General features: G+C 49.5%; 21 protein-coding genes. 17 read left to right on the top strand and 4 right to left on the bottom strand.

Going from position 1 to position 24,251, the window contains the following annotated elements; genetic code table 11:
* The first annotated feature begins 113 nt into the window (after nucleotides 1-113).
* The 5 genes from clpB (at nucleotide 114) to HNQ57_RS11340 (ending at nucleotide 6,901) form a co-directional block, all read left to right on the top strand.
* Nucleotides 114-2,702 (top strand): ATP-dependent chaperone ClpB, encoded by a 2,589-nt coding sequence (clpB, locus tag HNQ57_RS11360; protein ID WP_184463077.1) that lies wholly within the window; start codon nucleotides 114-116, stop codon nucleotides 2,700-2,702.
* A 134-nt stretch (nucleotides 2,703-2,836) separates the two neighbouring features.
* Complete coding sequence (locus HNQ57_RS11355; RefSeq protein WP_184463076.1) at nucleotides 2,837-4,417, top strand: DUF4331 domain-containing protein; 1,581 nt, start codon at nucleotides 2,837-2,839, stop codon at nucleotides 4,415-4,417.
* 12 nt (nucleotides 4,418-4,429) lie between these two features.
* On the top strand, nucleotides 4,430-4,675 hold the full coding sequence (locus HNQ57_RS11350) for a hypothetical protein (protein WP_184463074.1): 246 nt from the start codon (nucleotides 4,430-4,432) through the stop codon (nucleotides 4,673-4,675).
* Nucleotides 4,676-4,829: 154 nt separating this feature from the next.
* A complete protein-coding gene (locus HNQ57_RS11345) occupies nucleotides 4,830-5,798 on the top strand; it encodes a hypothetical protein (protein WP_184463073.1) in 969 nt (322 codons plus the stop codon).
* Nucleotides 5,798-6,901, top strand: coding sequence for a HupE/UreJ family protein (locus tag HNQ57_RS11340; RefSeq protein WP_184463071.1), 1,104 nt, complete (start codon nucleotides 5,798-5,800; stop codon nucleotides 6,899-6,901). The genes HNQ57_RS11345 and HNQ57_RS11340 overlap by 1 nt, the downstream gene beginning before the upstream one ends.
* Before the next feature lie 18 nt (nucleotides 6,902-6,919).
* Here HNQ57_RS11340 and HNQ57_RS11335 read toward each other — a convergent pair whose 3' ends face one another.
* Nucleotides 6,920-7,363: a DUF4124 domain-containing protein gene (locus HNQ57_RS11335; RefSeq protein WP_184463070.1), complete on the bottom strand. Its 444-nt coding sequence runs from the start codon at nucleotides 7,361-7,363 to the stop codon at nucleotides 6,920-6,922.
* Between the two features lie 517 nt (nucleotides 7,364-7,880).
* On the opposite strand from HNQ57_RS11335, the gene HNQ57_RS11330 reads away from it, so the two are divergent.
* The 3 genes from HNQ57_RS11330 to HNQ57_RS11320 all read left to right on the top strand — a co-directional run bounded on the left by HNQ57_RS11330 (nucleotide 7,881) and on the right by HNQ57_RS11320 (nucleotide 11,579).
* Complete coding sequence (locus tag HNQ57_RS11330) at nucleotides 7,881-9,629, top strand: acetolactate synthase 3 large subunit (protein WP_184463068.1); 1,749 nt, start codon at nucleotides 7,881-7,883, stop codon at nucleotides 9,627-9,629.
* 4 nt (nucleotides 9,630-9,633) lie between these two features.
* Nucleotides 9,634-10,125: an acetolactate synthase small subunit gene (ilvN, locus tag HNQ57_RS11325; RefSeq protein ID WP_008251432.1), complete on the top strand. Its 492-nt coding sequence runs from the start codon at nucleotides 9,634-9,636 to the stop codon at nucleotides 10,123-10,125.
* Between the two features lie 374 nt (nucleotides 10,126-10,499).
* Complete coding sequence (locus HNQ57_RS11320) at nucleotides 10,500-11,579, top strand: alpha/beta fold hydrolase (protein WP_221301682.1); 1,080 nt, start codon at nucleotides 10,500-10,502, stop codon at nucleotides 11,577-11,579.
* A 525-nt stretch (nucleotides 11,580-12,104) separates the two neighbouring features.
* Here HNQ57_RS11320 and HNQ57_RS11315 read toward each other — a convergent pair.
* Nucleotides 12,105-12,956 (bottom strand): alkaline phosphatase family protein, encoded by an 852-nt coding sequence (locus HNQ57_RS11315; RefSeq protein ID WP_184463066.1) that lies wholly within the window; start codon nucleotides 12,954-12,956, stop codon nucleotides 12,105-12,107.
* Nucleotides 12,957-13,393: 437 nt separating this feature from the next.
* Here HNQ57_RS11315 and HNQ57_RS11310 point away from each other — a divergent pair, with 437 nt between their 5' ends.
* Together HNQ57_RS11310 and HNQ57_RS11305 are read left to right on the top strand one after the other, a co-directional pair.
* Nucleotides 13,394-14,185, top strand: coding sequence for a methyltransferase family protein (locus HNQ57_RS11310; protein ID WP_226968336.1), 792 nt, complete (start codon nucleotides 13,394-13,396; stop codon nucleotides 14,183-14,185).
* Nucleotides 14,175-14,558: a hypothetical protein gene (locus HNQ57_RS11305; RefSeq protein WP_184463064.1), complete on the top strand. Its 384-nt coding sequence runs from the start codon at nucleotides 14,175-14,177 to the stop codon at nucleotides 14,556-14,558. The genes HNQ57_RS11310 and HNQ57_RS11305 overlap by 11 nt, the downstream gene beginning before the upstream one ends.
* 109 nt (nucleotides 14,559-14,667) lie before the next feature.
* Here the strand turns inward: HNQ57_RS11305 and HNQ57_RS11300 are convergent, their stop codons facing one another.
* The gene (locus HNQ57_RS11300) at nucleotides 14,668-15,783 is read right to left on the bottom strand and encodes a saccharopine dehydrogenase family protein (RefSeq protein ID WP_184463062.1); all 1,116 of its coding nucleotides are present in this window, start codon (nucleotides 15,781-15,783) and stop codon (nucleotides 14,668-14,670) included.
* 167 nt (nucleotides 15,784-15,950) lie between these two features.
* Between HNQ57_RS11300 and HNQ57_RS11295 the strand changes: the two genes are divergently transcribed.
* Entirely contained in the window at nucleotides 15,951-16,967 is a 1,017-nt protein-coding gene (locus tag HNQ57_RS11295) for an AraC family transcriptional regulator (RefSeq protein WP_184463060.1), read from the top strand.
* On the opposite strand, the gene HNQ57_RS11290 is transcribed toward HNQ57_RS11295, so the two are convergent.
* On the bottom strand, nucleotides 16,895-17,980 hold the full coding sequence (locus HNQ57_RS11290; protein ID WP_264299243.1) for an AraC family transcriptional regulator: 1,086 nt from the start codon (nucleotides 17,978-17,980) through the stop codon (nucleotides 16,895-16,897). The genes HNQ57_RS11295 and HNQ57_RS11290 overlap by 73 nt on opposite strands.
* Before the next feature lie 147 nt (nucleotides 17,981-18,127).
* Here HNQ57_RS11290 and HNQ57_RS11285 point away from each other — a divergent pair, with 147 nt between their 5' ends.
* The 6 genes from HNQ57_RS11285 (at nucleotide 18,128) to HNQ57_RS11265 (ending at nucleotide 24,192) form a co-directional block, all read left to right on the top strand.
* Nucleotides 18,128-19,459 carry an acyl-CoA dehydrogenase family protein gene (locus HNQ57_RS11285; protein WP_184463056.1) on the top strand — a complete coding sequence of 444 codons (1,332 nt, stop codon included), beginning with the start codon at nucleotides 18,128-18,130 and terminating at the stop codon, nucleotides 19,457-19,459.
* Between the two features lie 12 nt (nucleotides 19,460-19,471).
* Nucleotides 19,472-20,707 carry a thiolase family protein gene (locus HNQ57_RS18185; RefSeq protein WP_184463054.1) on the top strand — a complete coding sequence of 412 codons (1,236 nt, stop codon included), beginning with the start codon at nucleotides 19,472-19,474 and terminating at the stop codon, nucleotides 20,705-20,707.
* 12 nt (nucleotides 20,708-20,719) lie between these two features.
* Nucleotides 20,720-22,324, top strand: a complete 1,605-nt coding sequence (locus HNQ57_RS11275; protein ID WP_184463053.1) for an AMP-binding protein — start codon at nucleotides 20,720-20,722, stop codon at nucleotides 22,322-22,324.
* Between the two features lie 403 nt (nucleotides 22,325-22,727).
* Nucleotides 22,728-22,982, top strand: a complete 255-nt coding sequence (locus HNQ57_RS17720; protein WP_221301681.1) for a hypothetical protein — start codon at nucleotides 22,728-22,730, stop codon at nucleotides 22,980-22,982.
* A gap of 22 nt (nucleotides 22,983-23,004) precedes the next feature.
* On the top strand, nucleotides 23,005-23,172 hold the full coding sequence (locus HNQ57_RS11270; RefSeq protein ID WP_221301680.1) for a hypothetical protein: 168 nt from the start codon (nucleotides 23,005-23,007) through the stop codon (nucleotides 23,170-23,172).
* A gap of 27 nt (nucleotides 23,173-23,199) precedes the next feature.
* Nucleotides 23,200-24,192 carry an MDR family oxidoreductase gene (locus HNQ57_RS11265; protein WP_184463051.1) on the top strand — a complete coding sequence of 331 codons (993 nt, stop codon included), beginning with the start codon at nucleotides 23,200-23,202 and terminating at the stop codon, nucleotides 24,190-24,192.
* Nucleotides 24,193-24,251 lie beyond the last annotated feature (59 nt).

Below are 24,251 nucleotides of genomic sequence, written 5' to 3'. Positions count from 1 at the left end.
AGGCTAAGGGATTACGCTTAGCTATCTTGAAATTTGCTCTGTGCTCCCCCATTTATACATCATAGCAAGTGAGGGCGGTCGCCTTCGCTTCACCGTTGTCGGAGAGCTTACAGATGCGAATAGATCGTTTTACTACTTCTTTGCAAACTGCGGTTGCGGATGCTCAGTCGCTGGCACTGGGCAAAGACCATCAATATATTGAAGCGGTGCATTTACTCAGCGCTTTGCTTAAGCAGTCGGGGGGGAGCGTCAAGCCCTTGCTAAGTCAAGCGGGTGCGAATGTTCCTGTTTTGGAACAGACTATTGCGACGGCCTTGGAACGTATGCCTACCGTGCAAGGCGCCGGTGGTGACGTGCATATATCACCGGCTCTGGCGCGCATTTTTAATGTCACTGACAAGCTCTCGCAGCAGCGCAAAGACAGTTATATTTCTAGTGAGTTAGTGCTGCTGGCAATATTGGAGTCCAGTGACGAAGCCGCTAAGCTCCTTGCCGACAGTGGCGTTAAAAAAGGCGCACTCAATACCGCGATTGATAAAGTGCGTGGAGGTCAATCCGTCGATGATGCCTCGGCGGAAGAGTCGCGCCAAGCGCTAGATAAGTACACTATCGATTTAACTGAGCGGGCCGAGTCAGGCAAGCTCGATCCCGTTATTGGCCGCGACGATGAGATTCGTCGCACCATTCAAGTTTTACAGCGTAGAACCAAAAACAACCCGGTGCTAATCGGCGAACCCGGTGTGGGTAAAACCGCCATCGTTGAAGGTCTGGCGCAACGCATTATCAATGGCGAAGTGCCGGAGGGCCTGAAAAATAAACGAGTTCTATCGTTGGATTTGGGCGCCTTGTTGGCTGGCGCAAAATTCCGTGGTGATTTTGAGGAGCGCCTAAAAGCGGTGCTCAATGAATTGTCTAAGGAAGAGGGGCGAGTCATTCTGTTTATTGACGAACTGCACACCATGGTTGGCGCTGGTAAAGCCGAGGGTGCAATGGACGCGGGCAATATGCTCAAACCGGCCTTGGCGCGGGGGGAGCTGCACTGCGTGGGCGCCACCACTTTAAATGAGTATCGCCAATCTATTGAGAAAGACGCAGCGCTTGAGCGGCGCTTCCAAAAAGTTTTGGTGGAGGAACCCTCCGAAGAAGACACTATCGCGATTTTGCGCGGCCTCAAAGAGCGCTACGAAGTCCATCACGGCGTGGACATCACCGACTCAGCGATTATCGCTGCGACTAAATTATCCCAGCGCTATATCACCGATCGTCAGCTGCCCGATAAAGCGATTGATTTAATCGACGAAGCCGCCAGCCGTATTCGTATGGAGATTGACTCCAAGCCAGAGGTGATGGACAAGCTTGAGCGGCGCTTAATTCAGTTGAAAATTCAGCGCGAGGCAGTGAAAAAAGACGATGATCTTGCCGCGAAAAAGCAGCTGGAAATACTGAATGCCGACATCAGCAAGGTCGAGAAAGAATTTTCTGATCTTAATGAAATTTGGAAGGGTGAAAAAGCTGCGCTACAGGGTTCTGCGCAAATTAAGGTGGATTTAGAACAGGCCAAACTCGAGTTGGAAACCGCCCGTCGCGCGGGGGATTTAACCCGCATGTCAGAGCTGCAATACGGCAAGATTCCTGAGTTGGAAAAACAACTCGCCAGTGCCGACGCGGTGGACCACGGCACCATGCAATTGCTGCGCAACAAAGTGTCTGAAGAAGAAGTCGCCGAGGTGGTGTCGCGCTGGACCGGCATTCCCATCAGCAAAATGTTGGAAGGTGAGCGCGATAAATTACTGCGCATGGAAGACGAATTACACCAGCGGGTAATTGGTCAGAGTGAGGCGGTAGATGCAGTCTCTAATGCTGTACGCCGCAGCCGTGCGGGCTTGAGTGATCCCAATCGCCCCAATGGTTCTTTCTTGTTTTTGGGGCCAACTGGCGTCGGTAAAACCGAGCTTTGTAAAGCGTTATCGATGTTCCTCTATGACAGCGAAGACGCCATGGTACGAATTGATATGTCGGAGTTTATGGAGAAGCATTCGGTGGCGCGTTTGATCGGTGCGCCTCCGGGCTATGTTGGTTATGAAGAGGGCGGCTATCTCACCGAGGCAGTGCGCCGTCGTCCCTATTCATTGCTGTTATTGGATGAGGTTGAGAAGGCGCACCCCGACGTGTTCAATATTTTATTGCAGGTCTTGGATGACGGGCGTCTTACCGACGGCCAAGGCCGCACGGTCGATTTTCGCAATACGGTGATTGTGATGACCTCGAACCTCGGTTCCGACGTTATTCAAGAAATGACCGTTGCGGGTAGTGAATACCCGAAAATTCGCGACGCCGTACTCAACGTGGTGTCTGGCCATTTCCGTCCGGAGTTTATTAACCGCATCGACGAGTTGGTGGTCTTTGAACCGCTGGATCGCACGCAAGTGCAGGCCATTGCCGGTATTCAACTGGGTATTCTAAACAGCCGTTTGGCGGAGCGGGAGCTGCGTTTAGAGGTGAGCGAGGAAGCTTTAGATCGCCTGGCAGATATTGGCTTTGACCCCGTCTACGGCGCGCGGCCATTAAAACGCGCGATTCAGCAGCAGTTTGAAAACCCCTTGGCGCAAAGTTTATTAAAAGGTGAATTTATTGCTGGGCAGGTGATCAATGCCACGGTGGCAGAAGGCAAAATTGTGTTTAAAGCGCCGCGCTTACAGTGATTTACTCGAGGCCTTAAGTCTTAGCATTAAGCGCGTCTAAGTAGTATTTCGTATTGATTTGGCATTTCGGGTGATCTGGGTGTGTGTCCGCGTCGTAAAGACCGGGCACAACCACTAATAACCGAGGTGCCATAATGAAATACATTACTCAGCGATCCTCACAGCGAGGGCTACTGGCTCTATCTGTGCTTAGCGCAGCAATTCTCAGTCAGTATGCGATGGCATCCAGCCACCGCGAAGCGCCCTTTATTGCCGGTTCGCCGAAAGTAGACGGCACCGACTTTTACATGTTCCGTAGTTATGAAGCGAATCGTGGTGACTACGTTACCCTGATTGCTAATTACCAGCCCCTGCAAGACGCCTACGGCGGCCCCAATTATTTCACTATGGACCCCACCGCGCTTTACGAAATACATATCGACAATAACGGCGACGCGGTTGAGGATCTTACTTTTCAATTTAAATTTAACAATGCCTATGGTCAGGCCAACGCGGCCGGTTTAATCACTAATGGTGAAATTGAAACGGGCAATGGCGGCGTGCAAGTGCCCTTGTCAGCAGTGGGCGGCGGTAGTGGTAGCACCCCTGGATTTTTGAATGTGGTCGAAACCTACTCGGTTAATGTAGTAAGTGGTGATCGCCGCAGCGGAACGAGCAGTGCAGTGAGCATGACGGGCGGTGGGACTACCTTCACCAAGCCAGTTGATAATATTGGTAATAAAACGATTCCAGATTATGCCGGCTATGCCGCGCAGTATGTCTACGATATTGCTGTGCCTGGCTGTACCGGCCAAGGCCGCTTGTTTGTTGGTCAGCGTCGCGAAGGCTTTGTGGTGAATTTGGGTGAGATTTTCGACCAAGTAAACTTGAACCCACTGGGCGCGCGTGATTCCCGCAGTAATACCATTGCCGATAAAAACGTGACGTCGCTGGCATTGGAATTACCTATTAGCTGTGTGACCGCCGGTAGCGATCCGGTTATTGGCGCGTGGACAACGGCAAGCAAGCGTCAAGGTCGTATCCTCAATCCTGATCCCGCAGGTCCGGTAGCCAATGACGCTGGTCAGGGCCCGAGCATTGAAGGCGGCGCATGGACTCAGGTCTCTCGTTTGGGCAGTCCGCTGGTCAACGAAGTGGTTATCGGTATTACGGATAAAGACAAATTTAACGCTAGCGAACCGAAAGACGATGTGGCGAATTTTGCCAGCTACGTGCTTTACCCAACGTTGCCAACATTAGTTGAGGTGTTGTTTGGCGTGCCCGCGCCAATGCCAGAGGGCGGTCGTACCGACCTGCTTGCGGCATTTGTAACTGGCGTGACCACCGGCGCTAATGACACCCCAGCGAACTTCAAATTTACCTCGCCGGCAAACTTGAGCACGCCGGGTGAAATGCTGCGTATGAACACGGCGATTGCACCGGTAGTACCTGGTAGCAGTGGCTATAGCGATCTGGGCTTTTTGGGCTGCGATTTGGCCGGTTTCCCCAACGGCCGTCGGGTAACCGATGATGTGGTCGATATTGCGCTCACGGTAGCGGAAGGCGCATTACTCGGCGCGAATGGTCTGCAAACTTGTGATCTAAGCGGTAGCTCGCCGGTGGTGGCTAACCCTGGTCAAGTGGTTAATGACGGCGCACTTCCTGATCCGGCTGAGTACTCAACTAGCTTCCCGTATTTAGCTACGCCAATTGCTGGCGCAGTGTCTGCCAACTAAAAGGAGTTAGCGATGAATACGATGCTGAAATGCAGCTTGATCCTCGCAGTTATTGCCGGCGTATCTGCTTGTAATGACAGCGGCGGTAAATACGACGGTAAAGCGCAAATGAATCCGAATGCCGAACAGAGTTTCAGTCAATTGCTGACCTCGGTGTTTATGCGTGGTGCCAATGCTGAACCGGTTGCGATCAATGGCGTCAATGTCACCGAGAGCTTCGACGCTCAGGCCATTGCCGACTTGTCAGCGGCCAATTAAGACTGTGGCGCGGGTTGTTGCTTTGCGAGTTGGGAATGGCACTCGCGCCATACTTCCTCTTTTATGGGGACTTATTTTCGGGTCCGGTTTTACGTCAGTAGTGCATGCGTTGACGGGGCCTGTAGTCGTTCATCCCAGTAGTGATGAGCAGATAGTGTTTACGCTTAGCAGTCAAAATGTCGCGCAAACTGCGGTGATAAATTCTTTCGAAAGTACAACAGCGGAGCAGCATATTGCTCGCGCCAAACAAGCACTGCTCGGCTTCCAGGCTAGTGCGAACCCGCGGTTTTTAGGCGATGCTCAGCGCGAGCTTGGCGGCGTTGCAGAAGTAGATTACAGCGCTGATTTTTATCTGTATCGCGCCTCCTTGCGACAAAGCATGCATCAATTTTCCCAAGCAAGTACCGATCTTGACGTTGTAGCTCAAATGCAGCCGGATAATTTTCAGGCGCAAATGATGCGTTTCACGATAGCTTTTGTCATCGGCGATTATTCGGCCGCTGAGCTTGCGTGTGAGAAATTGCAGGGTTTGAATAATGACCTCTATGTCGCGGCGTGCCGCCAGCACGTGCGGGCGGCCCAACGCCCTAGTGAGGCTGAGTCCGCTTACCTCGACCTGAAAAGTGCCATGGCGAGCGCAGGTGCTTTGGCCGACCGACAGGCGCTTGCATGGGCGGCGGGCAGCCTAGCGGATATTGCCGAGCGCGCTGGGCGTGATGACGCCGCGCAGCTGTGGCAGTGGGTGCTTAGTATGAATGCCAATGATGCATACGCGCGAGCGCGCTTGGCGGCATTGAAGTTAGCCGCTGAAGACTATGCCGCGGTTATCGCATTAACCGTTGATCACATCACAGTCGATTCCCTCGCTGTATTAAACGCGATTGCTGCGCGGCGTCAGGGCGGTGGCGAAGCGCTGATAAGTCAATTGCGCGAGCGTTTCAACGAGGCGCTGTGGCGGGGCGAAGTACTACACAAGCGCGCCTATGCTCAGTTTTTACTGGATATTGAAGACACGCCTAGTGCCGCCTTGACCTGGGCAGAGCGTAATTGGCAGGATCAACGAGAGTGGCCGGATGCCCAGTTGTTGGCGCGGGCGCAGCGCGCAGTGGGTGCAGATCTGTGATGCGCCTAGTTCTTCTACTGTTAAGCATTTGCTTTTCGGTGTCCGTGCTGGCGCATAAGGCCAGTGACAGTTTTATTTATGTGCACGCAGATCAAATTCGGCTGGATATTGCATTGCAAGATATACAGCGCCTGCACAATGTTGACCTAAATCGCGACCAATCGCTGAGTTGGGGTGAGCTGCAGGCCAGCGCATCGCCGCTGCGCGCACTGTTGCGCAGCAATATTAGTTTGACGCAGGGTGATGCAGATTGCCCCTTATTATTTCGTTTAGACGGACTGAGCCAGCACAGTGATGGCGCTTACGCGGTATGGATGCTGGATTCACCTTGTTTGCACAAAAATGGCCCCCTGCAACTTTCCTACACTTTGCTCTTTGAACTTGATCCTCTGCATCGCGCGCTATTGGCGGCGAACGTAGGATCAGGTGGAAATTTGCTGCCGATGGCTAGCGATGCCCCCGACGATCACGTGCAATTAAGTGTGCTGTCGCCGGCGCACAATAGTGCGGTACTGGGTGAGGTAAATGCCTTAGATACCGCCTTAAAATTTGGCTGGGAAGGGGTGGTACATCTGTTGATCGGCTACGATCACCTCATGTTTCTCTTGGCCTTATTGCTCCCGGCAACGCGTCGTCATGGACAGAGCACGTTGCGAGGCGCGTTTACTGATGTGGCGTGGGTGGTCACCATGTTTACCTTGGCACACAGCCTCACCTTGGTGTGTGCGAGCTTGGGCTGGCTTAGTTTACCGTCCCAGCCTGTCGAGATTGGCATTGCGCTGTCAATTAGTCTTGCCGCCGCGCTGCTGTTGTTAGATGTAAACAGTCGTATTCAGCGGCGCTTGGCGATGGCGGTTGGTTTGTTACACGGCTTGGGTTTTGCTGGGGTATTGGCGGGGATGTTGTCGGCTAGCCCAATGAAACTACTGGCGCTGGGCAGCTTTAATCTCGGTATTGAGGTCGCGCAGCTGGTGCTGGTCTTGCTAGTTCTGCCCCTTCTCTACAGCTTGGGTGCGAGCCGTATTTATCAGCGCTACCTTTTGCCTCTTGCGGCCTTGGGACTAGCGCTTAGCGGCTTATTTATGGCATGGCAGCGCTTATAATTCGCGGGTGGGTGTGCGTTAGTTGCAGTGAATCTTGATGACCTCTTGGGCGCGATTCTTCTGTTCGTTTATTTCTTCGCTATTCAAAAACCGGCTGCTACCATCGGCATTGCTGATGCGAATGCGGGCACCATTGGCGGCAAGCGACTGCATATTGGTCTTGGCTTTCGTGCACAGCTCTGGGTTTTTGGCCGGTAGCACTTCCATTTTTTCAGGTATCGCTTCGTCGTCATTGCCTGCAACGTCAACGCTGCTCTCGCTGGCGCTGACATCGCTATCTAAACTTCTACCGCTTGAGGTTTTAATGAAAACCGATGCTCGGCCGTTCGGCGGCTGCTGGGTAAAGTGGACTTTTCCTTCATCATCGCTCCAGCGGTAGTAACCGCTCTTATCCGCATAGCTGTTTAAACTCATAACGACGAGGGTGCTAAATAGGCTGGCGATCAATAGTGTCTTATTCATAGCGAGGTATTGCCGTAAAGATAAGTTGCCTAGATTATGGCAGATAATCTCCACGGAAGAAAAACCGCGAGTGTATTCTGTGGCCGACTACGCTGAATTGAGCGGAATACTTGCTGATCCCGTGAATTTACGGGAAATTTGGTATTGACATAAGAGGCCATAGGTTAAAAAATACGGGGTCTACCTTTATGGTAGCAAATGGCTGTTTTCCGCGCCGCTTACCTGCGGCCAAAGTACAGAGTGCGACTCATCGTGTCGTACAGCTACAACAGTAGTTCCATTCACTCTGCAGACACATGACCTGTGTTGCGAGATTGCCCGCATCGCGTTATCCCGCGATGCATATAAGCGCTGCTTAGCAGCATTTTGGCGTTTCGCCCGGATCTTAGCCGTGTCGGCTGAGCACCGGTGGTAATGTGTTTCGACATCTTTGTTCTTGTTAACTAGATTGCGGGCTTCTTGCTCGGGCTATTTATAACAAGCTTTTGCGTATTCAAACTGAATCGAGGGTATTTCAGTGGAGTTGTTATCTGGCGGCGAAATGATCGCGCGGGCCATGGAAGACGAGGGTGTTGAATTCATCTTTGGCTATCCAGGTGGTGCCGTACTGCATATATACGATGCTTTATTTAAAAGCTGCAAGGTGCCGCATATTCTGGTGCGCCACGAACAAGCGGCTACCCATGCTGCAGACGGCTATGCCCGCGCTACTGGTAAGCCCGGTGTGGTGCTGGTTACCTCTGGTCCGGGTGCAACCAATGCCATCACCGGCATCGCGACAGCGTATATGGACTCCATTCCAATGGTGGTCTTGTCAGGTCAGGTCGCAACGCACCTAATTGGTGAGGACGCCTTCCAAGAAACGGATATGGTGGGGATCTCTCGGCCTATCGTTAAGCACAGTTTTCAGGTCACGCGCACCGAAGATATTCCTGAAATCATTAAAAAGGCATTCTACATCGCCACGACCGGTCGTCCCGGTCCAGTGGTTGTCGACCTGCCCAAAGATTTAACGAACCCCCACGACAAGTTTGAGTACAACTACCCCAAAAAGGTCAAGCTGCGTTCTTACACGCCAGCCACCCGGGGTCACTCTGGGCAGATTAAAAAAGCGGCGAGTTTACTGTTGTCTGCCAAGCGCCCGATCATTTATGCCGGTGGCGGGGTTGTCCAGGGCAATGCCTCAGAGCAATTGCGAGTACTGGCGCGGGAACTGAACTTCCCAGTAACACACACCCTTATGGGGCTGGGTGCGTATCCTGCGAGTGACCGCCAGTTTGTTGGTATGCTGGGTATGCATGGCTTTTACGAGGCCAATAACGCCATGCATCACAGTGATGTGATTTTGGCTGTTGGCGCGCGTTTTGATGACCGCGTCACCAATACTACCGGCAAATTCTGCCCCGGTGCTAAAATCGTTCATATCGACATCGACCCCGCTGCGATCTCTAAAACTATCGCCGCAGACGTGCCGATCGTTGGCCCCGTCGACTCCGTATTGAATGATTTGCTTGCTGTTATTCACGAAATGCGTGCGGCCGATAAAACCCTGCCAGACAAAGACGCGCTTAAGCACTGGTGGAATCAAATTGACGAGTGGCGCGACACTCACGGCCTGTGGGTTCGTCCTCAGTACGATACCACTACACCGTTCATTAAACCCCAGCAGGTTATTGAAACTCTGTGCAAGGTCACCCACGGCAAGGCTTACGTTGCGTCAGACGTGGGTCAGCATCAGATGTTTGCCGCCCAGTACTACAAGTTCGATGAGCCGCGCCGCTGGTTGAACTCTGGTGGTCTGGGCACCATGGGCTTTGGCTTGCCTGCGGCGATGGGTGCCAAACTGGCGTTCCCAGATGCAGACGTTGCTTGCGTGACAGGTGAAGGCAGTATTCAGATGAATATCCAGGAGCTGTCGACCTGTGCCCAATACAAGATTCCGGTAAAAATCATCAGCTTGTACAACGGCTACTTGGGCATGGTTAAACAGTGGCAGGACATGCAATACGATGGCCGCTACTCCGAAAGTGTTTACGAAAACTCGCTGCCTAACTTTATTAAACTGGCCGAAGCCTATGGCCATGTCGGCATTAAAGTTACCCAGCTGAGTGATTTGGAAGAGGCAATGAAAGAAGCCTTTGCCCGTAAAAATGACCTGGTGTTTATGGATATTCACGTAGACCCACACGAGCATGTATACCCAATGCATATCGCCCCTAACGGCAGCATGCGTGATATGTGGCTGAGCAAAACGGAGCGGACCTGACATGATGCGACACATAATTTCGGTATTGTTGGAAAATGAGCCGGGTGCCCTGTCGCGGGTAGTGGGTTTGTTCTCTCAGCGCGGTTACAACATTGAAACCCTCAACGTTGCACCCACAGAAGATCCGACTCTTTCGCGCTTAACCTTAACCACGATTGGCGACGACCACAAAATTGAACAGATCACTAAGCACCTCAATCGTCTAATTGACGTCGTTAAGCTGGTAGACCTGTCTGAAGGCGCTCATATTGAGCGTGAACTGATGTTGGTTAAAGTGCGTGCCACCGGTGCCCAACGGGCCGAGATCAAACGTTGCACCGACATCTTTCGCGGTCAAATTGTCGACGTTGGCCCCAGCGTGTACACCATTCAAGTGACAGGCGCGGCTGACAAACTCGACTCCTTCCTAGAAGCTGTCGGCGAAGCGGCGATTATGGAAGTTGTGCGCAGCGGTGTCTCGGGTATTGCTCGCGGTGAGAAAATATTGAGTCTGTAATTAGGCTTGAGTGATTGATGAGGCGCCTTCGGGCGCCTTTTTTATGGCTGGAGTTTAGGCGTAACGCGTCATCGCATTCACTCGCTTTTGAATAATAAAATTTACAGACTCCACCGATGCCATACATAAGGCCCCGCAGTAGGGTTCACTTCAGCGAGTGTGGCTGATTCCCGTGTTCATATGCTAGCGTGGTTCGAAAACTGATCTGTTATGGGGTGGCAGCACGTCTCCTTAACGTCGTCATCATTACCGTTCTGGCGGGAACGATGTATCATTGATGTAGATATCCATTACGCAATGAGCCCTAAATCTACTTTTGAGGTACTGGAATATAGGCCTTTTTCCGCTGCCTGCTTTTGCTGGCGAGTAAATTTATGAGCTTTATTTATATATCCGTTTTCGAGAGAGTGTATATGTCTAGGTTTAAATTAGTAGGTCTCATTTTTTGTGTTTTTTTAACTCAGTCGGTCTTTGCGCAAAATGGAGGAATGGATTCCAAACTTGTTTATGACGCAGAGCTGAGTGCTTATGAATATAATTTTGATGTGAATTTTCTCCCCATTAGATCTCAGCGGCAGTCATTGCAGATGGCCTTCATATACCTTAAAGGCGATCCTGATAAACCCGTGTTTACCTTAATGCATGGGAAAAACTTTAACGCCGACTACTGGACAGAAACAGCCCTCTATTTACAGGGGAAAGGCTATGGCGTAGTCATTCCAGATCAAATTGGCTTTGGTAAATCGTCTAAGCCGGCGAATTATCAGTACTCCTTTGCGGCCATGGCGCATCACACTCAGTCATTATTGGCATTTCTTGAAATCGAAAAGTCGATTGTCATAGGGCATTCCATGGGCGGTATGTTAGCCAGCCGATTTGCTTTGATGTATCCGCAAGCCACACAACAGCTTATTCTGCTTAACCCGATAGGCTTAGAAAACTATCTTAAATACGTAGATTACAAAGACAGTGATTTCTTTTATAAAAATGAGTTGGCAAAAACGGCAGAAAGCATAAAAAACTACCAGAAAATAAATTACTACGATGGTAAGTGGAATACGCAATATGAGGCTCTCACGCATTTTATGACTGGACAGATTCATGGGCCTGATAAGGAGCTGATTGCCTGGGTCAATGCGAAGACTTACGATATGATATTTACTCAGCCCGTTATTACTGAATTTAAGGATTTAGCCGTCCCGGTTAGCTTGATCATTGGTACTCGCGATCGAACCGGCCCTGGTCGGTATTGGATGCGCCCCGGTGTTGATTATGAGCTTGGTCGCTACGATCGCTTAGGCCAAGCTGCAGTTAAGGTCATACCCAATGCTAAACTATTTGAATTGCCCGGCTTGGGGCATTTACCGCATATTGAAAGCTTTGAGCGGTTTAGCGCAGCGCTGGACCAGGCTCTGACTGATTTGGCGTCGCTCCCCTTAAGCCATAACGAATAGGCGTCAACCGTCATGCTTTATAAAGGTTCTTGCAGTTGTCAGCATTGGTAAGTTGAGCTTTATTATTGTAACTGTTGTGGTGATTTACTGGCGGTAGGCTGTAATTTAAACGATCAGCGACGTGGCGCTGTTAACGCGAGTTTATTGCGTGACACTAGTCGGTCAGGAAAGCCGCGCGTGATTCAGCCGCGCGTGTTAAGTACTGAAGAAAAGCTAGAGCGATGTGGCAGATTATGAGGTGTGTTAAGCGGAGTATTGCGGCGTAAAGAAGTGTCGTGAGAAAAATAATTGATCAGTGCATTCAAACTTAGAGTCTTGAATGTGTTCATGGCCATTCATAGTAGCTCGGTCAGGTTTTAGCCAAGCAGTGATAACGCAAGGCCAAGGTACCGATAAAAGACCTAGAACTTGGCTCGTGGATGTTGCCGGTGCGCCTTAAATGTCATGGTTTTGTAGCGCAAATATTTCAGTATGTGCGCGACAGCGGTTCTGCTTAAGGGCGCGTAGATTCAAGTCAGTAAAGTGTTAAATCGCTGCGGTGATATATGGCTTTTCAATTGCGTGTGTATTACGCAAGGTCTTGTTAGCCACGGGTTTGTTATGATTGGCAATGCCGAGTAATTCACAAATAGACCCACAGAGTTCGGTTTGCTTAGGCGCCGCGTCCGGCTGGTGGGAGAAGCCATCGCCGATCACAAATAAAGGGATGTCACGCTCCTCCGGGAGAATGCCGCCGTGACTCTTGTCACCGTTCATGCCGTGGTCAGAGGTGATCAATATTTGATAGCCTTCGGCGATCCATGTCGGGAGGTATTTAGATATCTCGCCGTCTGAAATGCGCACTGTATTGCGGTAATGGGCGCTGTCAGCGCCCGCGCTATGACCGGCATTGTCGATATTCATCGGGTGTATCAGTAAAAAGTCCGGATCGTGCCGAATTCTTATGGATTCTGCATCAAGGTAAACATAGTTGTCTGGATAATGATCGCCGTGATAAAAACAGCCGTGCTGAATCAATAATGCCAAATCGTCGGTATGGCGGTCTCGTATAGGTTCATAGGGGCTATGGTTGTACAGTTCGCTAAACCAGTGGAATGCCGCCGCAGCGGTGCTGAGGCCTGACTCGCGCGCTAAGCTGAAGACGCTTTGTTGGTTAGAATTGCGGGTGACGTCATTATGCACAATGCCGCTAAGTACCGGGGGCACGCCAGTTAGAATTGTTTCATACAGCGGCCGCGACTTAGACGGCAGTTCGCACTGGAGTTTATATAATGTAGTTGCGCCCTGTGCCTTTAAACCCTGGAGATAACCCATACATTGCTCGGCCGCGTTATAGGCTAGGCCGTCAAGCACGACTAGTATTACCTTTTTAGTCATATTCTCCTATCAAGATCATGGCCGATTAACATCGGTCGGCAATTCAAATTCACTGCGCCGAGAGTAGCGGGTTTATATGAAAGAAATGTGACAGCGGAAATATGGTGTAGGTCTATGAGGGGATCATAACCGCATACTTATTTGATGGGTAATCATTTCCGCTAATTTGTCGAAACTACTGCTAGTGGTATTCTGGAAGACTGCGCGATACCTCAATAATTACAAGCCGTGTTGAACGATTATGTAGTCATGGCCACTCAATCACGGCGTCAACTCGCGGGCAGATAAGCGCTATTCCTAGCACTGCATGGGTCCGGCTGCAGCCTAATATATTGCTTGTCGTGAATTAACAGTGAAGTCGTCGTGCGCTGCTATTTTAATTATTGCGGGTCAGCGTAGCGTATGGGTATCTAATAAAACCATAAGATGAGGTCAGTATGACAACTGTGACACGGGAGCCTATACCGTTTTGGGCAAGGTTTTTTCTAGCGTTTGCCGATATCAGTATTTTTAATGCGCCAGGACGCCCCTTTATGAAAGTGGCGTGGGCGGTGAACTTGCACAAAATTTTTACGCTTTTTATTATTTACGCCATGATGAGCTATTACGCAAATTTTAGCGTAGGCGCCTGGGTTTTTCTTGGTCTACACGGCATTTATGGCTATTGCTGGCTAATCAAGGATTTGGGTTTTCGGGATCACCAATTAGAAAATAAGCTCAGCCTTCTCGGCTTTATAAATCTGTACATATTGCTGATCGCGTGGTACTGGTTGATGCCGTGGCTGTTCATTGCAAGGGGCCTTGAACCGTCTGGTTTTATATTGTTTACCGCGATAGCTATCCACACCCTTGGGGTGGTTACCATGATTGCGGGTGATGGCCAGCGTCACTGGATACTGAAGTATCGGAGTCAGCCTGGACTCATTCGCGAGGGAATGTACCGCTATACTCGAAATCCAAATTATCTCGGTGAGCTTATGTTGTATGCTGCATATGCTCTGCTAGCGAGCCACTGGATTGCCTGGGTAATTTATGGGTATATGGCGATTTACTTTCTTGCGCGAATGAAAGGTAAAGATAATGCCATTTCTCGTCATCCCGGGTGGGCAGAGTATAAGGCGCAGTCGGGGCTGGTTATTCCTTGGGCACTTTTTAATGGCCGAGCAATAATGGATCGGGTTAATAAAAATCATAAAAAAATAGCGGGAGCTCAATTACATGAAAAATAGTAGTGCGTGGCGGAGATTTTTCCAATTCTCCGCGCTGTTTAATTTCTCTGCTGCATTTGCTCTGCTATTTGCGCCGCAGCTGTTATTCAATATTTTAATGATGAGTGACTCGCTAAGTGCTGAGGTCTTGCCGTGGTTGCATCAATTTGCCGGTCTGGTATTGGTGTTTGGTATAGGTTATTGGGTTATATCAAGGGATCCATCGCTTCACAAAGATATTGTATGGATGGGCTGCATCGGAAAATTAGTCGTTTTCTCAATTGCATGGATCGATATTATGCTATTTGACGCGCCTGTCGGATTTGGCGTGCTGGTTATCGCCGATCTGATCTTCGCTATGTTCTTTGCGGTGGTATGGCGTTCTCTGGAATAGTCATTCATGGATGGGGTGTCGCGAGTTAGTGGCGCCGACGATAATTGTATTTACGCTAGCTTGGCCCTCAAACCAAGCTAGCTGTTTATTTAAACTGATTTACGTATTTTTAAAGCCAAGGATTGTTCATATATCCAAGCTTATGGAATTTCTCAATAAGTTCCCGGTGACCAAATGCCCCGGCAGCGGATTGGAAGCCAACTGCTTTGATCTCACCATTAAGTAAGCGCTCGGTCGCCTCTGTACATATTTCGCCAGTAAAGGTGTATGGCGCGTTTAATGACAGCGGGAATACCGTTGTCACCTGACGGCCTTGGCCGATACAAGTAATAACGGTGCGGTGAATGTCCGGGCTGTCTTTGGGTGGCTCAGCCGGCGTCATTTCATCGCCAAATTGATTTGTTAGTATTTCCTTCTGCTCCTGATTCATGCCTACCGATTCTTTGTTGAAGCGATGAATGAGGGCGACGACGTTTTCAATGATTTCGTCTCCGAAGGCAGTTAACACCTTGCAGTTCATCACACGGTCATCATGTTCGTACCAAACCGGCTCACAGCCGCCGCTCCACGGTAAGGCCAGTGCGGGTTGCGACATGTGAGGGACATTGATCGTGAAATGACGATCGCCCTGCCAAGTAATCATTTCGTTGTTTTTCAATAAATATTGAGGGTTGTTCACCATGCGAAGAAATGACTTGGTTGAAGCCTGAGAGGGCAGAGCGTCATTAATTTGGTAGGTTAGGTCGAGGCTGTCGACGCCCTCAGTTTCCAATACAACTTCGGCGGCCAATGCCCCGGCACACCACATATAGCTATTTGCTGGGCTAAGTAATAAGTTTTTCTCAGCAAAGGCTTTGCCGTATTGGTCGCGAACGGCAATAACGAAGTCTTGTTCACCGGTTGTGTCTAGGTAGTGACAGTTTGTCTCTAGGCAGGTTTCTACTACCGGCCAGGCGAGTTGCATAAAGGGCCCTGCAACATTGATGACCACCTCGACTTTATTGAATAGCGGTAACAGTTCTTCGCGAGTATTAGCGGCCTGAACAATTGTTGCGGGTGCTTTGCGCCCTAGTCGCTCCTCCACGATGGCCAAAGCCGCTTCCAGTTTTTCTTTGCTTCTACCCACAAAATAGAAGGGCATATTTCGTAAGGCCATGCATTCAGCGATTAGTTTTCCAGTGTAGCCACTGCCGCCGTATATGAGTACGCGTGGTGAATCAGACATGATTATTCTCCATTATTTTATTTGTGGACAAATTTCGTAAACCGACAGCAATAGCCGTTAGTCGTAATTTAAGGTAACGAATACGGCAGAATCTAAGAATGCGAAATGCGGACAAGGTCTTGCGAAAAACGGACATCAGTGCTAGCTTAAAAAGAAAAGAGTTTGATATGAAGCCAAAATACCATTCCGCAAAAACAATTCTCGCTCCGCTCAACAAATTGCGGGAAGAGGGCATTTCAGTTGGCCAGGCTTTAACGGGTACGGGGCTGTCTTTGTCGATTCTAAATAAGCCAGAGCAGCATGTCAGTTTGAGTCAGGAGCTAATGTTTCTAAGAAATCTCCGCAAGGCGACGGCGAACCCTGCCATAGGTCTCAAGGTGGGTGCGTGCTACCCGCTGAGTTTATTTGGAATCTATGGTTATGCATTGATGAGTGCGGCTACGGTTCGTGATGCGCTGAAACTGGCTTACGAATATGTGGAATTAAGTTTTGCATTTTTCGAGCACAGTCTCGCCTTTTGTGGGAGTCATGTAGTCATGAACATGACTTCAAATGACTACGGTAGTGACGATATCGCAATGCTCAACGAGCGTGAAATGATTGCCACACTCATGATTCTTCGTGGCCTTATGGGTGACGATTTTCGTCTGCATTCAGCGACTTTACGTAGCGCCGCCTCGGCACCAGTGTTTGAATATGAGAAATATTTTCAATGCCCAGTGAGTTTTAATGCCGACGACAATGCCTTGATATTTCCGGCCGAATTGCTGGATATTCCCGTTCTGCAGTGCGATAGCGACACTGCGAGTCTCTGTATTGAACGGTGCGAGCGCCTAAAGGCGCGGTTGACGGAAGAGTATAATATTGTTGATGAGGTGCGCGAGCTAATACTTTTGCGCCCGGGCTATTTTCCGAATATTGAGGAGATATCCAGTAAATTTAATATGTCTGGGAGAACATTGCGACGTAAGCTCTCGGCTCACGGAGTTGGTTACCAGAAAATACTAGATGACTTGCGCTTTGAGTTGTCCCGAGAGTATTTGTATACGACCAACATCAGTGTCGAGCAAATGTCGATATTGCTGGGCTATAGTGACCCCGCGCATTTCTCTCATGCCTTTCGGCGCTGGGCGGGCACCTCGCCGTCTGATTTCCGTTCGGCCTTCATTGCTGAATCTCGATGACGTAAATCACTGGGATTAACGCCCGTCCAGCGCTTGTAGGCATGGCAGAAACTGGAGGAGTCTGAATAACCTAATCGCACTGCAATCTCTTCTATCGTGAAGGTGGTGCTTTGTAAATATTCTATAGCAAGATTGTGGCGCACATCTTCAAGTATGTCTTTATAGCTAGTGCTTTCTGCGCTGAGCTTGCGCTGTACGGTGCGTGCAGTCATGTTCAAGCGGTCTGCAATAGTTTCTAGGGTGAAAATTTCCCGTGGCGATGACAATATTTGGTTGCGCACAATATCGGAAAAAGCGCTGTTTCGGGAGAGTTGTAAGCATATTTTCTCACATTGCTTACCGTATATTCTGGCGGTTTCCGGCTCGGACTGAGCTAAGGGCTGGTATAGCAATTTACTGTCAAACGCGTAGTAATTTTCTGAAGAATTAAAGTGTACCGGGCACTTAAAATACGCGGTGTATGCGTCTGCATATGAGGGCTTAGATTGCTTTAAATGCACTTCTAGAACCGGTAAGTCTTGCCCTAGGGCTTCTTTGAATATCATGTGGGATGCAACGAGGCCGCGGTCAATCATATATTGATAGCTGCCGCCGAGGTCGCGAAGCTTTTCTAGGCTAACATAGGCACGGTCGCCGCGAACCGTGGTATTCCAAAACATATAAGTCCATGTCATTAATATGTTTTTATACAGCACCGTCATGCCCGAGAGTAGGTTTTCGCTGGTCATCACGGCGAGGCCTAATAAGCCGTATGCGGATAAGTGATAGCGCCCCCCAACGATTAAGCCAATTTCCGGAATATTAATCCCTCTAATTACCTCTGTGGTAAAACTTAATTCTTGGTGCGGTGTGAGTTCATAAGTCGGGTCTTCGAGTGCCTGCGCAGGGATGCCTGCAATATCTAACATAGGAGCTGGATCGAGCTTGTATTCCTTTAATAAAGATATCAACGGGTTGAGCCCGTAGCTAAGGTGCCTGGCAGGGGGGGTGCTTAATGATGACCTTAGCTCCATGGTTGGAATCTCTTCTTATGATTTTTAGGGCTGTCGTAAATTAACAATCATATTGTCCTCTGTAAACATCTAACTTCTTAACTTGCGCCGATAGTATGGTCACCTGATTTTGAATTTTGATAAAAACCATAAGAATAGAGGTGAACCATGTCTACTCAATCAGCCCAAGAACTTAATCTTTCGTCAGCCACTGACTATAGAAACGTAGCGGCGCCGATCTACCAATGGGATGCAACGCCAAAGGGTAAGTTAACCGTTACGGGTGCTGAGGCAACCTTGCCCGAACACATTGCTGAGTTTCAGCAAATCTTGCGAAGCTTCGCGTTGAATGTGGCTCGACCGATAGGAATAAAGCTTGACCGAATGACGCCAGAAGAAGCTATAGCGAAGGATTCGCCGTTCTGGGAGTTTCGAAAAAAATACTTAGAGCTTGGCGTTACAGTGGAAGGATTGGGTGAAATGGAGCCTCAAGAAGCGGCTCTGTTGTTCTCTATTCTTTTCGAAGAGTTGGGCTACGGCGACGCCGGCTTAGCGATATCAGTTGGCGCGGGCATATTGCCGCAATGGCTGTGTGCGAAGTTCGGACGCAAAGACTTATTAGAGGAGTTTCCCGACGCCATGCTGGGTTGCTGGGGGATCACTGAGCCGGATCACGGCAGCGATATGCTCGATCCGAGTGGTCAGATTGTTTACCCCGGTAGCTCCTATGGTCGGCCAAACTTAGTGGCCGATCTAACCGGCGACGATATTATTTTAAATGGTCAGAAGTCTGCGTGGGTGTCCAATGGCATTATTGCTGAAGTATGTATTATCTATTGCGCCGCCGATTCGGGAAATGGGCCGTCAGTAAGCGGAGGCTGTGCTCTGGTATTTCCGATGAACCTGCCCGGTATTAGTCGTGGCAAACCATTAGATAAACTCGGTCAGCGCGCCTTAAATCAAGGTGAAATATTCTTTGATAATGTGCGTATTCCACGCAAGTATTTACTTGCTGGCCCCGAAGATTATCAGCGCGCTGTGTATTGCATTCACGCTGAAGCCAATGCGTTGATGGGCGCGACATTTACTGGTCTGTCGCAAGCGGCGGCTGATCTGGCGTTGGATTATGCGCATGAGCGTGTTGCGGGTGGCGTGCCTATTATCAAACACCAATCAGTACGTAGCCGGCTTTTTCACATGTTTAGAAAAGTTGAGCTTTCGCGCGCAGTTACTCGTCGAGGCCTTAACTTTAACAATGATCCGCAATTGGCGACCCCGTCGTTGTGCGCTGCAATGTTTTCAAAAACCACGGGTACCCAGCACTCCTTTGAAGTGACAAGCGATGCACTGCAGATCTTTGGTGGCAATGGCCTGACAAAGGAATATCCTCTAGAAAAAATGCTTAGGGATGCACGCGCATCGCTTATCGAAGACGGCTGTAATGAAATGCTAGCCATCAAGGGTGGTAGTTACCTCATCGATAATGAAAAACTGGCATAAGGCGGTGAACTCGTGAAGCAGAAAGCTTATGTTGCCGGCGTCGGTATGACGCCGTTTGGCAACGCTATGGATAAAACGCTTAACGAGCTGGCGTGTGCGTCTATAAAGGATGCACTGAAGGACGCCGGTATCGCTAAAGAAGAGTTGAATGCCGCGTATATGGGTAATGCGGCCGGTGCGGTGATAACAGGCCAAGTCTGTGTGCCCGGCCAGGTTGCCTTGCGCAGTATGGGCATCAGTAAAATACCGGTAATCAATGTCGAGAATGCCTGCGCGACATCGGCAACCGCATTTCAGCAAGCCTGCACCATGGTCACCTTGGGGGTCTATGACGCGGTTCTAGTCTGCGGTTATGAAAAGCTTTACCACGAAGATAAGAACAAAACCTTCTCGGTATTTACTGGGTCAATTGATGTCACGCAAACCGACGCGATTACCGCGCGTTTAAAAGCGCGCAATGAGGCTATTGGGCAATCCCTAGATATGTCCGGCGCCGGCAGCAGTCGATCTATTTTTATTGATATTTACGCTACCTGGGCGCGGGAACATATGCATCAATACGGCACAACGCGGGAACAATTGGCCGCCGTGTCAGCGAAGAATTCGATGCATGGCAGCCTTAATCCAAAATCGCAGTTTAGAAACGTCATAACAGTTGATGATGTTCTCGCTGCACGCGAGATTGTTTCACCCTTGACCTTGCCAATGTGCGCTCCAATTGGTGACGGCGCGGCAGCGGTCATTGTTGTTAGTGAAAAATACGCCAACAAAATTGGTAAGCAGCGCTGTATCCGCGTGAACGCATCGAGCCTAAATAGCGGTTGGGATGCAGCTGAGGGCGAGTTGCCAATGGTTTCTAGTGCGGTAGCTGAACTGTACGATCAGGCTGGAATGGGCGCGGAAGATATTAGCTGTGTTGAGCTACACGACGCCTCTGCGATTTCTGAAATTAAGTACTATGAGTACCTCGGCTTGTGTGAGAGTGGTGCAGGTGGCGAATTTGTGGCCAGTGGTGCCTCTTCGCTAGGTGGTCGTGTGCCGGTAAACACGTCTGGCGGTTTAATGCGCAAGGGTCACCCTATTGGCGCTACCGGCGCAGCGCAAATTGTTGAGTTAGTAATGCAATTGCGTGGCGAGGCAGGGCCGCGTCAGGTCAGTGGCGCCAGGGTGGCGCTGGCAGAGAATGGTGGTGGCTATATCGGAACGGATGCTGCGGCGCTGGTACTCAGTATTTTGTCAAAAGAATAAAAAGGATCGGATATGAGAGACCTTAGAATATTTTCGAACTTAATTGAAGATAAGAAAAATTCCAATCCAAACTTAGATGTTCTTACCTTTGTTAACGTGCTCCCCGGTGGAGATTTTGAGCAGGAGAAACGCACGTATCTGGATCTTTGGGTGCAGGGGCAGCGCGTCTATTCAGGATTGCGCGCCGAAGGTATGGAGCCCGGCGATAGCTTTGCATTGGTTATGCAAAATCATCCTGAATTTGTCGATTGCATGGTTGGTAGTTCTCTCGCCGCAACGGTTTTTGTGCCTATCGATCCGCGTACCAATGGTGAGCGTTTGGAGTACATGCTTAGCTGGGCCGATTGCAAAGGCGTGATATGTGCTGACTATTGCCTAAACAATGTGTTGGCCGCATGTAAAAACTTGCCGCAAATACGCTGGATCTGGGTGTTAAAGAGCGGTGAGTTAAGCAAGCTTCCCGGTGGCGATTCCCGTTTGCGGAAGTGGAGTGATATTGCTAACGCTGCGCTGAACGAAGCCGAAGGGCGTGTGCGAAGTGCCGATGAAACAATGCAAATGCTCTACACATCCGGTACCACCGGCGACCCTAAAGCCATTCGCGCTCCCTACACTCGTTATGACGCTGTCGCATCTATTGGGCCGATGATTGGGCTCAATGCAGATGACCGTCCTTATACCGGGCTTTCACTTACTCATGCCAATGCTCAGCTTATTAGTTTGGGCAATATCCTGAAAATGGAGCTTCGTGGTGTTATTAGCCGTAAATTTACCAAATCCCGCCTTTGGGATATTTGCCGTGCTTATAGCTGTACAACGTTTAATTTGTTGGGGGGCATGACCACCGCGATCTACAGCGAGCCGGTGCGTGCGAATGACGCGAATAACCCGGTCCGATTTATTCTAAGTGCCGGTATGCCCAGTGCAGTTTGGCATGACTTCAGTAAGCGATTCGACGTAAAAATCTTTGAATTTTATGGCGCAGCGGAGGGCGGCATGATGTTTAATCCGCCTGGTGCGGGCCCCGTCGGTAGTATTGGCAAACCACCAGAAAGTTTAATTGCCCGGATTGTAGATGAGGAGGGTAATACCTGTCCGCCAGGTCAGCGTGGTGAGATTGTATTTCAGGCTGCAGTGGGGCCTAAGCTAGCGGTTGAATATTATAAGAACCCTGAAGCATCGGATAAAAAGACCCGCGACGGCGTTCTGTACATGGGTGACATTGGCCATCAAGACGAAGACGGTTGGTATTACTTTGATAGTCGTAAAGGTGATGAAATTCGTCGCAATGGCGAATTTGTTGATGTCGCCAGAATCGAGAAAATTATTGCTGAGTTTGAAAATGTAGAAGACGTGTTTGTTTACGGTATTCCATCTTTGAACGGTGCACCGGGTGAGAAGGATATTATCGCCGCCGTTGTGCCAGTGGAAGCGAGATTGTTTGATCCCGATATATTGGTTAATCACTGTCGAGAAGTGCTGGGTCGTAACGACCTACCGAGCTTTATACAGGTGATGTCTGAAATACCTAAAACCGCTTCAGAAAAGCCGCAATCTCGATTTTGTTATGAGTTTTTTATTGAACAAAAAAATCACGTTTATGACGTAGCTTCGTAAACTAAAAATAAAATAAAACTGTCGTAAATAAACAGTGAAAGGGTCGGTAATAATCATTACCGATTCTGCTATTCAAGACTAATATCGATTTTAGAATTGCTTAAGAGCGGGTTCGCTCTTAGCGATATAATAATTAATGCTAAAAGATTTTAAGTAGTGTCTCTTTGCAATGTATGGGGTAGTTAAATTTCATGAATGCAATAAGAAACAGAATAGCAATGGCTGTTCTGGAGAATAGAAACCAGCGTGGTTTTTGTTTGCGATAGTCACTTTGTATTTTGCAATGGGCTTGAAAAATGTTGAGCTTAAAACCATTTTATCTGATTTACTTCTCAAAGACGACCCGTTCATTCAAGTCTTTAAGGGTTACCCAAATTTGGGTAACCCTTAAACATTTACTTTAATGGTGAAAGCAAAAGACGGTGATATTTATAATTCTAAAACACTTGCGAAGGTCTGGCAGTTGACCCGCGATATCGATTTGTCGCCAGGTGTCGATCACGATAAGATTCTCTCTATCGCTTCTGCTAAAGCGCGTTACGCCGAGGCCGCGCCGTTTGGTATTGATGCGCAACCGCTGATGGGTGACTTGGTGCCCCGCACGGTGAACTATTTCGCTCTTTTGATCCTGCCTGCGGCCTGTGTGAAGATGGCGTAAATGGGTGGTGGATGGCAAGCGCATGGACTGGTCGCGGGTCCATATTTCCGCATTAGATGTGCAATCGGGCAAGATGGTACGCCTAGAGCAAGTGGCCAGCATGAGTGGTGACCAAAATATGATGGTGAATGAGAGCGCCATTTACGACCGTTATTTGACCAACGGCGCGCTGCGCAGTTTGAGAAATTAATTTTTAATCTATAACGAGGAAAATAAAATGAATGAGACCTACAAAGCACTTGTGGCGCGTCGTCAGGACGGTAAGTTGGCCGTTGGTTTTGAACAGTTGTCAGCATCTGAGATTGGCGATGGCGACGTCGAAATAGCGGTTGAATACTCAACATTAAATTATAAAGACGGCTTGGCCATGAGTGATGCCGTGGCAATTGTGCAAAAAGAAAAGTTAATACTCGGTATCGATATGGCCGGTACTGTGGTGAGCTCTGATAACGAGCGCTTTAATATTGGTGATAAGGTGGTATTGAACGGCTATGGCGGCTCAGAAACCCACAATGGGGGTTACACCCAGCGTTTGCGCACCAAGGGCGAATACTTAGTGAAATTGCCGGCTGGTATCAGTACACGGCAGGCCATGGCAATTGGTACGGCCGGTTACACAGCCATGTTATCGGTAATGCGCTTAGAGCGTTTTGGCGTGGTGCCGGAGTCTGGCGTTGTGCTGGTTACCGGCGCCTCAGGTGGTGTTGGAACTGTGGCGATATCCCTGCTGTCGGCGTTGGGATATAGGGTTACGGCATCAACTGGTCGTGTCGAAGAGACTGAATTCTTGAAAGGCCTTGGTGCCACAGAAGTTATCAATCGCGCCGAGCTTTCTGAGCCCGGCGAAATGATGCAGTCCACTCGCTGGGCTGCGGCGGTCGATTCTTGCGGAAGCCACACTTTGGCAAACGTCATCGCGCAGCTTAGCTATAGCGGTGTTGTCACGGCTTGTGGTTTGGCGCAGGGTCTCGATTTACCCGGAAATATGATGCCCTTTGCGCTGCGCAATGTGTCGTTATTAGGGGTGGATTCTGTTCACGCGCCCATGCCTTTACGCGAAGAAGCGTGGCGCCGATTGGCTAAGGATTTAGACATGGCCAAGCTCGAAGCGTTGACGATGGATATTCCGTTTGACGACGTGCCCGCTGCTGCAGGTAAAATTTTGCAGGGTCAAATTCGCGGACGTGCGGTAGTGAAAATCGCCGATTAATTAGCGTATTTTTTACCGATAAATATCTGCAAGCATAAATGTAAAATGAGAATAATAGG

The sequence above is a fragment of the Zhongshania antarctica genome, assembly GCF_014202945.1.
Classification (GTDB): domain Bacteria; phylum Pseudomonadota; class Gammaproteobacteria; order Pseudomonadales; family Spongiibacteraceae; genus Spongiibacter; species Spongiibacter antarcticus.
This window is presented reverse-complemented; position numbering and strand designations above follow the sequence as displayed.

Excerpts from the sequence above, each read along its gene's own strand:
- clpB (WP_184463077.1), top strand. The coding sequence starts at position 114 with ATGCGAATAGATCGTTTTACTACTTCTTTGCAAACTGCGGTTGCGGAT.
- HNQ57_RS11355 (WP_184463076.1), top strand. The coding sequence starts at position 2,837 with ATGAAATACATTACTCAGCGATCCTCACAGCGAGGGCTACTGGCTCTA.
- HNQ57_RS11350 (WP_184463074.1), top strand. The coding sequence starts at position 4,430 with ATGAATACGATGCTGAAATGCAGCTTGATCCTCGCAGTTATTGCCGGC.
- HNQ57_RS11340 (WP_184463071.1), top strand. The coding sequence starts at position 5,798 with ATGCGCCTAGTTCTTCTACTGTTAAGCATTTGCTTTTCGGTGTCCGTG.
- HNQ57_RS11335 (WP_184463070.1), bottom strand. The coding sequence starts at position 7,363 with ATGAATAAGACACTATTGATCGCCAGCCTATTTAGCACCCTCGTCGTT.
- ilvN (WP_008251432.1), top strand. The coding sequence starts at position 9,634 with ATGCGACACATAATTTCGGTATTGTTGGAAAATGAGCCGGGTGCCCTG.
- HNQ57_RS11320 (WP_221301682.1), top strand. The coding sequence starts at position 10,500 with ATGAGCTTTATTTATATATCCGTTTTCGAGAGAGTGTATATGTCTAGG.
- HNQ57_RS11315 (WP_184463066.1), bottom strand. The coding sequence starts at position 12,956 with ATGACTAAAAAGGTAATACTAGTCGTGCTTGACGGCCTAGCCTATAAC.
- HNQ57_RS11310 (WP_226968336.1), top strand. The coding sequence starts at position 13,394 with ATGACAACTGTGACACGGGAGCCTATACCGTTTTGGGCAAGGTTTTTT.
- HNQ57_RS11305 (WP_184463064.1), top strand. The coding sequence starts at position 14,175 with ATGAAAAATAGTAGTGCGTGGCGGAGATTTTTCCAATTCTCCGCGCTG.
- HNQ57_RS11300 (WP_184463062.1), bottom strand. The coding sequence starts at position 15,783 with ATGTCTGATTCACCACGCGTACTCATATACGGCGGCAGTGGCTACACT.
- HNQ57_RS11295 (WP_184463060.1), top strand. The coding sequence starts at position 15,951 with ATGAAGCCAAAATACCATTCCGCAAAAACAATTCTCGCTCCGCTCAAC.
- HNQ57_RS11290 (WP_264299243.1), bottom strand. The coding sequence starts at position 17,980 with ATGGAGCTAAGGTCATCATTAAGCACCCCCCCTGCCAGGCACCTTAGC.
- HNQ57_RS11285 (WP_184463056.1), top strand. The coding sequence starts at position 18,128 with ATGTCTACTCAATCAGCCCAAGAACTTAATCTTTCGTCAGCCACTGAC.
- HNQ57_RS11275 (WP_184463053.1), top strand. The coding sequence starts at position 20,720 with ATGAGAGACCTTAGAATATTTTCGAACTTAATTGAAGATAAGAAAAAT.
- HNQ57_RS17720 (WP_221301681.1), top strand. The coding sequence starts at position 22,728 with ATGGTGAAAGCAAAAGACGGTGATATTTATAATTCTAAAACACTTGCG.
- HNQ57_RS11270 (WP_221301680.1), top strand. The coding sequence starts at position 23,005 with ATGGACTGGTCGCGGGTCCATATTTCCGCATTAGATGTGCAATCGGGC.
- HNQ57_RS11265 (WP_184463051.1), top strand. The coding sequence starts at position 23,200 with ATGAATGAGACCTACAAAGCACTTGTGGCGCGTCGTCAGGACGGTAAG.